7 protein-coding genes are annotated in these 6,714 nt (G+C 70.7%); all 7 read left to right on the top strand.

Annotated elements, in window-relative coordinates; genetic code table 11:
• The coding region (locus AB1346_08475) for an FtsW/RodA/SpoVE family cell cycle protein (protein MEW6720470.1) at positions 1–368 on the top strand (368 nt) is incomplete at its 5' end.
• Complete coding sequence (locus tag AB1346_08470) at positions 298–1,395, top strand: UDP-N-acetylglucosamine--N-acetylmuramyl-(pentapeptide) pyrophosphoryl-undecaprenol N-acetylglucosamine transferase (GenBank protein MEW6720469.1); 1,098 nt, start codon at positions 298–300, stop codon at positions 1,393–1,395. The genes AB1346_08475 and AB1346_08470, both read left to right, overlap by 71 nt.
• 16 nt (positions 1,396–1,411) lie before the next feature.
• On the top strand, positions 1,412–2,779 hold the full coding sequence (gene murC / locus AB1346_08465) for a UDP-N-acetylmuramate--L-alanine ligase (GenBank protein MEW6720468.1): 1,368 nt from the start codon (positions 1,412–1,414) through the stop codon (positions 2,777–2,779).
• Between the two features lie 25 nt (positions 2,780–2,804).
• Positions 2,805–3,689 (top strand): UDP-N-acetylmuramate dehydrogenase, encoded by an 885-nt coding sequence (gene murB, locus AB1346_08460; GenBank protein MEW6720467.1) that lies wholly within the window; start codon positions 2,805–2,807, stop codon positions 3,687–3,689.
• Positions 3,682–4,611, top strand: coding sequence for a D-alanine--D-alanine ligase (locus AB1346_08455; GenBank protein ID MEW6720466.1), 930 nt, complete (start codon positions 3,682–3,684; stop codon positions 4,609–4,611). Before murB ends, AB1346_08455 begins: the two co-directional genes overlap by 8 nt.
• Positions 4,612–5,457, top strand: coding sequence for an FtsQ-type POTRA domain-containing protein (locus AB1346_08450; protein MEW6720465.1), 846 nt, complete (start codon positions 4,612–4,614; stop codon positions 5,455–5,457).
• The gene (gene ftsA / locus AB1346_08445; protein MEW6720464.1) at positions 5,458–6,687 is read left to right on the top strand and encodes a cell division protein FtsA; all 1,230 of its coding nucleotides are present in this window, start codon (positions 5,458–5,460) and stop codon (positions 6,685–6,687) included. It begins immediately after the preceding gene.
• Positions 6,688–6,714: the final 27 nt, after the last annotated feature.

The raw sequence follows: 6,714 nt of genomic DNA, 5'->3' as shown, positions 1-6,714 counted from the left end.
TCGGGGAGGAACTCGGGTTCGCGGGGGTCGCCCTGGTGGGGGCGTGCTACGTCATCATGACGTGGGTGGGTTTTCGGATCGCCCGCCGCGCGCGCGACCCCTTCGGGAAATACCTCGCCCTCGGGTTTTCCTCCGTGATCGGGATCCAGGCGATGATGAACATGATGGTGGGGCTGAAGATGCTGCCGCCGAAGGGGATGGTGCTCCCGTTCCTGAGCTACGGGGGGAGCTCCCTGGTGCTGCATCTGGCGGCGATCGGCGTGCTGACGAACGTATCCCGGAAGGGGGCGGAAGCATTTGTCGCTGAGAATGATCGTCGCCGGGGGAGGGACCGGCGGGCACGTTTTTCCGGGGATCGCCCTTGCTGAGGCGTTCCTCTCCCTCGTCCCCGGCGGGACCGTCACCTTCGTCGGGACGGAGGGAGGCCTCGAGGCGCGGGCGGTCCCGGCGCGGGGATTCGGGATCGATTTCGTCCCCTCCGGCCAGGTGTCGGGAAGGGGGGTCCGGGCCGTGCCCGGCCTCGTGAGGATCGCGGCCGGCGTCCCGGCGGCCGTGGCGCTTCTTCGCCGCCGGCGCCCGGACCTGGTGTTCGGGGTCGGAGGATACGCCTCGGCGCCGGTGGGGGCGGCGGCGGCGCTCCTGCGGATCCCGCTGTTCCTGCAGGAGCAGAACAGCGTGCCGGGGCGCGTGAACCGGCTCCTGGCGAAGGTCGCCGTCCGGGTGTTCGCGGGGTTCGAGGGGGCCGTCCGGTTCTTCCCGCGGGGGAAGACGGAGGTCACGGGGAACCCGGTGCGGACGGAGATCATCGCCGAGGCGCGGGAGCGCGCGAAGGAGTGGCCGCCCGAGGAACCGTTCACGGTGCTGGTGCTGGGAGGTTCGCGGGGGGCCCGCACGATCAACGCGCGCGTAGTGGAGATGGCCCGGATCGGGAAGCGGGCGGGTAAGGAGATCCGGTTTCTGCTGCAGACGGGCACGGAGGAGCATGGGGCCGTTTCGAAGACGGTCCGGGACGAGGAGCTGCGGATCGAGCCGTTCGCGTTCACGGAGAGGATCGGGGACCTGTTTCCCCGATGCCACGCGGTGCTGATGCGGGCGGGCGCCCTGTCCATCTCGGAGGCCGCGCTGTTCGGGCGGCCGTGCGTCCTGCTGCCCTACCCGTACGCGGCGGACGACCACCAGGCGGGCAACGCGAGGGAGTTCTGCGCGGCGGGCGCGGGGACATGGATGGCGGAGGGCGAGGCCACGGCGGAGACGCTGCGGGCCTCCCTGTGGTCGCTCGCGGGGAACCGGGAGGCGCGGGAGAAGGCGCGGGCGGCATCGGTCTCCTTCTCGCGGCCCGACGCCGCGTTCGACGCGGTCCGGAGAGCGCTGGCGCTTTCCGGGAAAGCGGCCTGAGGAGGACGGGAGGGACATGTACAGAAAAGGGCTGCCCATCCACTTCGTCGGGATCGGCGGCATCGGGATGAGCGGGATCGCGGAGCTGCTGCTGAACTTAGGGTACCGCGTCTCGGGATCGGACCTCCGCCGCTCGGAGACGACCGACCGCCTCGCGGGGCTGGGCGCGACGATCCGCCTGGGGCACGCGGCGGAGAATGTCCCGCCGGACGGGCACGTCGTGGTGATCTCCTCGGCTGTCCGCCCGGACAACGCCGAGGTCCTGGAGGCGCAGCGGCGCAAGATCCCCGTGATCCCGCGGGCGGAGATGCTCGCGGAGCTGATGCGGATGAAGTACGGGATCGCCATCGCCGGGACGCACGGAAAGACGACGACGACCTCGATGGTGGCGACGGTGCTGGCGACCGCGGGGTGGGACCCCACCGCCGTGGTGGGAGGGAAGCTGAACAGCCTGGGCTCCAATGCGAAGCTCGGCCAGGGGGAGTTCCTCGTCGCGGAGGCGGACGAGAGCGACGGCTCCTTCCTGAGGCTCTCGCCCACGGTGGCCGTGGTGACGAACATCGACCCGGAGCACCTCGACTACTACTCGGGGATCGGCCAGATCAAGGAAACCTTCCTGAACTTCATCAACAAGGTCCCCTTCTACGGGTTCGCCGTCCTGTGCATCGACCACCCCAACGTGCAGGAGCTATTGCCCTCCGTGGCGAAGACCTTCGTGACCTACGGATTCTCGCGGCACGCGGACTACCGGGCGGAAGGGCTCTCGTGCGACGGGATGTCGACCCGCTTCGGCGTGTCCGTCCGCGGCGAGTCGCTGGGGGAGATGGCGCTCCGCGTTCCGGGCAGGCACAACGCGAGCAACGCTCTGGCGGCGGTCGCGGTCGCCGCGGAGCTCGGGATCGGCCCGGACGCGATCCGGCAGGGACTCCTGGACTACGACGGCGTGGCGCGGCGGTTCCAGGTGCGGGGGGAGGCCGGCGGGGTCACCGTCGTGGACGACTATGCGCACCACCCGGCGGAGATCCGCGCGACGCTGGCCGCGGCGCGGGACGTGTGGCCGGACCGCCGGATCGTCGTGGGGTTCCAGCCGCACCGGTACTCCCGGACCCGCGCGCTGTTCAAGGAGTTCCTCTCGGCGTTCCACGAGGCGGACATCCTGCTGCTGTTCGACGTCTACCCGGCGGGGGAGGAGCCGGTCGAGGAGGCGTCGGCCGAGCGTCTGTGCGAGGCGATCCGGGAGCACGGGCACAAGGGGGCGCGGTACGCGGGAAAGGCCGTGGAGGCGGGGGAGTCGGTCCGTTCCCTGCTGCGTCCCGGCGACATATTCCTCACCATGGGGGCGGGCGATGTCTGGAGGCTTGGAGAGAGCGTCGTTTCGGCGTGAAGGCGGAAACGGGGGGACGGCGGCATTGAAGACCATCGACGTGTCGTTTCATCTGAAGCTCCGGGACCACACCACCATCGGGGTCGGCGGGGCGGCAGACCGGATGGCGTTCCCCCGGTCCCCCTCCGAGGTGCGCGACGTCCTCGCCGCGGAGCGCCGCGCGGGGAGGGAGGTGTACGCGCTGGGCGCGGGGAGCAACCTCCTCGTCTCCGACGCGGGGGTGGCGGCGACGGTCCTCTGCACCAAGAAGCGCCTTTCGAAGGTCGTGTTCGTCGGAGGCGGCGCGGTGATCGCCGAGGCGGGAGTCATGCTCCCCCGGCTGGCCGTCCTGTGCGCCCTGTCGGGGCTCTCGGGGATCGAGGGGCTGGCCGGCATCCCCGGCACCGTGGGCGGCGCGCTGACGCTGAACGCGGGCGCCTTCGGCCGGCAGACCGGAGAGCTCGTCGAGTGGGTGGAGGTCGCCGACGCGGAAGGCGGGATCCACCGCGTGGAGGCGCGCGATATCCGCTTCGGGTACCGGGAGACGGAGTATCCCGTGCGGGGCATCGTGGTGCGCGCGGGGTTCCGCTTCGCTTCGGTCCCGCGGGAGGCGGTGTTCGAGGCGATGCGGCAGTTCAACGAGAAGCGCCGCGCCGGCCAGCCGTGGGGCGAGAAGACCTTCGGCTCCGCCTTCCGCAATCCCGCGGGCGCCGAAAGCGCCGGGATGCTCCTGGAGAGGGCGGGGATGAAGGGGCGGCGGGAAGGGGACGCATGCTTCTCCGAAAAGCACGCCAACTTCCTGCTCAACCTCGGCCGCGCCTCGGCGGCCGATGTCCGTCGCCTGATGGCGCGCGGGCAGGAGGCGGTGCGGGAGCGCTCGGGGATCCTCCTGGTCCCCGAGGTGAAGATGTGGGGCGATTTCGATGCCTGATCCCGGGCGGTTCGCGGGCGCGCGGGTCGGGGTGTTCTACGGAGGGATCTCCGCGGAGCGGGACGTGTCGCTCCGCACGGGGGCGGCGGTCTCCGCGGCGCTCCGCCGGAAGGGGCACGACGTCGCGGAGATCGACATCCGGGAGGACTGGCTGGGCACGGTCCGGGACGCAGGGGTCGACGTCGCGTTCATCGCCCTGCACGGGCGGTTCGGCGAGGACGGGTGCATCCAGGCGGCGTGCGAGCTCGCGCGGCTCCCGTACACGGGCTCCGGCGTCGCGTCCTCCGCGATCGCGATGAGCAAGATGTTCGGGAAGCGGATGGCGGCGGCGGCGGGCGTCCCGTGTCCGCCGGACGAGGTGTACGAGGGGCCGGAAGTCCCGGCGGCGAAGCCGCCCTCCTTCGGGTTCCCGCTCGTCGTCAAGCCGGACCGGGAGGGCTCGACCGTCGGCGTGACGATCGTCCGCGACCCTGCGGACTGGGAGAAGGCGCTGGCGCTGGCCGCCCGGCACGACAGCCGCGTCCTCGCGGAAGGGTACGTCGCGGGGCGGGAGATCACGGTGTCGATCGTCAACGGAAGGGTGCTGCCCGCCATCGAGATCGTGCCGCGGTCCGGCTTCTACGACTACCGCTCCAAGTACACGGCGGGGGAGACGGAATACGTGATCCCGGTCCCGATGGAGCGGGACATCCTGCTGCGCGCCGCGGAGTATACACGGCGCGCGGCCTGCGCGATGCGGCTGCGGGGGGCGGCGCGGATCGACTACCGCGTCGACCGCGCGGGGAACGTCTTCTTCCTCGAGGCGAACACGATCCCGGGGATGACCGAGACGAGCCTCCTCCCGAAGGCGGCGAAGTTCGACGGGATGTCCTTCGACGACCTGGCCGAGGAGATCCTTTCGGACGCGGGGCTGGCGAAGTAGATGATCGAGTACAAGGCATACCACCGCACGGACCTCGGGAAGCGGCGCGGCGGCCGGCAAACCGTCGCGAAGAAGGGAAGGGGCCGGCGGGAGAACGGCGAGGGAACGGCTCCGCGGCTGCGCGCCGCCGCCTGGGCCGCGGCCGTGGCCGCCGCGACGGTTCTGGCGGGCGCGTCGTGCGCTTTCGCGTACTCGTGGCTGACCCGGTCTCCGATGTTCTCGGTCCGGTCGATCGAGATGAACCGCTGCGCGAACGTGACGCAGGAGGAGGTCTGGACCATCGTGCGCGGCGGGGGGAAGCGGAACATCTGGACCGTCCCCGTGCGCGAGGTCTCCGGGAGGCTCGCGTCGCACCCCTGGATCCGGTCGGTGTCCGTCCGCAAGGCGTTCCCGGACCGCCTCGTGGTCCGGATCGAGGAGCACCGACCGGTCGCGATGGTGAACCTGGACGCCCTCTGGTACGTGAACGACGAGGGGAAGCCGTTCAAGCGGCTCACCGCATACGACCCGAAGGACCTGGCGATCGTCACGGGCTTCTCGACGGCCGACCTCCGCTCGAAGGACGCCGTGGCGGTCCGCAACTTCCGGAAGGCGCTGGACCTGCTGCGGCTGGCGGAGGCCGGGCCGCTGCGGGGGAACCTCTCCGAGGTCCACTACGACGCGCAGGAAGGCTACACGCTCGTGACGCGGGACGCCGGGGTCCGGTTCAAGGTCGGCGGGATGGAGTTCCAGAAGGCGATCCGGCGCGTGGAGGAGGCGCTGCCGAGGATCTCGGCCCTCGGCAAGGAGTCCGGCATCGTCGATCTCAAGACGGATGGCCGCATCTTCGTGCGGCCGGGGGAGTGAATGGATACTGGCCATGATCAGGTGATCGCCGGTCTGGACGTGGGCTCGAGCAACGTCACCACGGTCCTCGGGAGGAAGACGCCCGACGGCGTCGAGATCCTGGGGGTGGGAGAGTGCCCCACCGAGGGGATGCGCAAGGGCGCGGTGGTGAACGTCGACGCCACCGTCAAGTCGATCCGCCAGAGCGTCACGGAGGCGGAGCGGATGACGGGGCTGAACGTGGAGTCGGTCTTCGTGGGCCTTTCCGGCCCGCTCATCAAGTCGTTCAACAGCCACGCCGCCATCTCCGTGAAGAACGAGCGGGAGGTGACCAACGCCGACTTCACGCGCGTCCTCGAGATCGCGAAGACCGTGGAGCTGCCGAACGACCGGGAGATCCTCCACGTCCTCACGCAGGAGTTCATCGTCGACGACATGGCGGGGATCAAGGACCCCCGCGGGATGACGGGGATCCGGCTCGACGCGCGGGTCCACGTGGTGACGAACGACGTCCCCGGCGCGCGCAACCTGCTGCGGTGCGTCGAGAAGGCGGCGCTCGGCGTCGAGTCGCTTGTCCTGTCCCCGTACGCGTCCGCCGACGCGGTGCTCACCGCGGAGGAGCGCGAGGTGGGGGTGGCGCTCATGGACATCGGGGGCGGCACCGTCGAGATGGTGATCTTCTACGACGGCGCGCTGCGGCACACCTACATCCTTCCCCTCGGCGGCGGGAACATCACCTCCGACGTGGCGGTCGGCCTCAAGCTTCCGTACGCGGACGCGGAGGCGCTGAAGATCGCGTCGGGGTGCGCCATGATCCAGAAGGTGCGGCGGGACGACCTGGTGGAGCTGCCGGGCGTCGGCGGCCGCCAGCCCAGGCCGCTCCGGCGGCAGCACCTGAGCGAGATCATCGAGCCGCGCGCGGAGGAGATCTTCGCGCTGATGCGGAAGGAGATCCTCCGGTCCGGGTACGAGGACAGCCTCGGGGCGGGCGTCGTGCTCACAGGCGGCGGCGCGCTCCTGGACGGGCTGACGGAGCTCGGGGAGCGGGTGTTCAAGCTTCCCGTGCGCCGGGGATCGCCCATCGGGATCGGCGGGCTCGTCGAGGTCGTCAACAGCCCCGCGTACGCCACCGCGGTGGGGCTCGTCATCTACGGGGCGAGGTCGGCGGAGACGGTGGTCACCCGCCCGGAGGAGTCGCCGGCGGAAGGGATCATCGGGCGCGTGAAGCGATACCTGTCGGAATTCTTCTGATACGGAAAACGGGGAGAAAAAGGGGGA

The sequence above is a fragment of the Thermodesulfobacteriota bacterium genome, from assembly GCA_040758155.1.
Taxonomy (GTDB): Bacteria; Desulfobacterota; Deferrimicrobia; order Deferrimicrobiales; family Deferrimicrobiaceae; genus UBA2219.
This window is presented reverse-complemented; position numbering and strand designations above follow the sequence as displayed.

Coding starts and splice junctions, on each gene's coding strand:
- AB1346_08455 (MEW6720466.1), top strand. CDS start 3,682: ATGCCTGATCCCGGGCGGTTCGCGGGCGCGCGGGTCGGGGTGTTCTAC.
- AB1346_08450 (MEW6720465.1), top strand. CDS start 4,612: ATGATCGAGTACAAGGCATACCACCGCACGGACCTCGGGAAGCGGCGC.
- ftsA (MEW6720464.1), top strand. CDS start 5,458: ATGGATACTGGCCATGATCAGGTGATCGCCGGTCTGGACGTGGGCTCG.
- murC (MEW6720468.1), top strand. CDS start 1,412: ATGTACAGAAAAGGGCTGCCCATCCACTTCGTCGGGATCGGCGGCATC.